This window comes from Actinoplanes sp. NPDC048791 (assembly GCF_040650095.1).
Lineage (GTDB): Bacteria > Actinomycetota > Actinomycetes > Mycobacteriales > Micromonosporaceae > Actinoplanes.
On record NZ_JBEZGQ010001530.1, the window covers coordinates 1 to 1,473 of the forward strand.

Consider the following 1,473-nt stretch of genomic DNA (forward strand, 5'->3'; position numbering starts at 1 on the left):
CAGGACCCAGATCGGGTTGGTGTAGAACCACAGGTCGCCCCACGGGTCGGCGTCGCCCAGCACGTCGAGCTTCGGGCCCGCCGCGTCCACCGCCGCGCCCATCAGGCCCGGCTGGGTGCGCTTGCCGTCCGTGCCGCGCAGGCGCAGGTAGAACGGCTTGTCCAGGCGGCCCAGCCGGTACGTCACCGACAGCTTGCGGGCGCCCGGCGTCACCTCGTACGACTTGACGACCTTGGTGTCCGGCGCGGTGAAGGTGTCGCGGGCGGCGACCGGGCCGGTCACCGAGCCGACGATCACGTCCACCCGGGACAGCACCGGGACGAACTGCGCCCAGTTCGGCCCGTCCTGGAGGTCGATCTCGAGGGTCAGCTCGGTGGCTGTGCCCCGCTTGACGTGCAGGACACCGCCCAGCGGCGTACCCGTGGCGGCCCGGCGGTCGCCCGCCACCCGGACCCGCGCGTCCAGGCTCTTGATCAGGCGGCCGTGGTCGACCCAAACCCGCCCGGCCCGCAGGCCGTCCATGACGGCCTTGTAGGAGAACGACGTCGAGCCGACGTTGGTCCGGCCGTAGAAGCCGGGCCAGAAGTCGCCGGCGGTGGTGTTCACCTTGCCGGTGTAGACGGGGTCGTTGTAGCGGCCGTTGGCCTCGAAGTCGCTGCCCGGGCCGCGGTCGGACTGGTCCAGGTAGTTGACGTGGCTGTCCGAGTTGACCGTCACCCACCAGGCCCGGCCCTCGGCCAGCAGGCTGTCCCAGAGCCCGCCGACGGTGGCGGTCATCCAGTCGAAGCCGCCCCAGGTCCGGTAGGTCTCCGGCGGGTAGCCCTGGTACGACGCGGCCGACGGGTTGTTGTCGTAGAGGCCACGGGCGCCGCCGCGGCCGTTCGGGGCCGGGATGCCGGCGGCCTGGTGGCCGGGGGCGCCCTCCATGCCGATGGCGATGGTCGGGTCGGCGTCGCGCCAGTTGCGGATCTCGTGCGGCGAGTCGATGCCGCGCCGCGACGGGTGGTTGGCCAGGAACAGCGCGCCCTCGACCTTGCGGGCGCGGACCTGCTCGCCGAGGAACTTGATGCCGGCGATCGCGGCGGCCTCGTTCTGCTCGGTGGTGTTGGTGGCCGGCAGCTGCGAGCCGTCGAAGGTCTGCTCGAACTGCTTGAGCACGCCGACCTCGTTGCGGCCCGGGTGCACGAAGACCGTGGCGTGCTCGGCGGCCGGGATGTTCCATTCCAGACCCTGGAAGGTCAGCAGGTCGGGGAGTTCCTCGCGGGTCCTGCGGATGTCCGGGTTGACCTTCTCCACGCCGATCTTGGCGTGCGCGTTGCTGCCGTGGTCGGTGATGACGACCCAGTCGAGGCCGAACGCGCGGCCGTGCCCGGCCTGGTCGATGACCCGGTACTGGCCGTCGGAGCTGTGCTGGGTGTGGATGTGGTGGTCACCCGCGAGCCAGCGGAACCCGCCCTTGGCGGTGCCGCCGCC

Annotated in this window: 1 protein-coding gene; it reads right to left on the reverse strand. The window is 71.9% G+C overall.

Annotated elements, in window-relative coordinates; all coding sequences use genetic code 11:
- Positions 1–1,473 (reverse strand): histidinol-phosphatase (locus AB0C29_RS48145; RefSeq protein WP_360835037.1); only part of this gene is annotated, 1,473 nt, incomplete at both ends.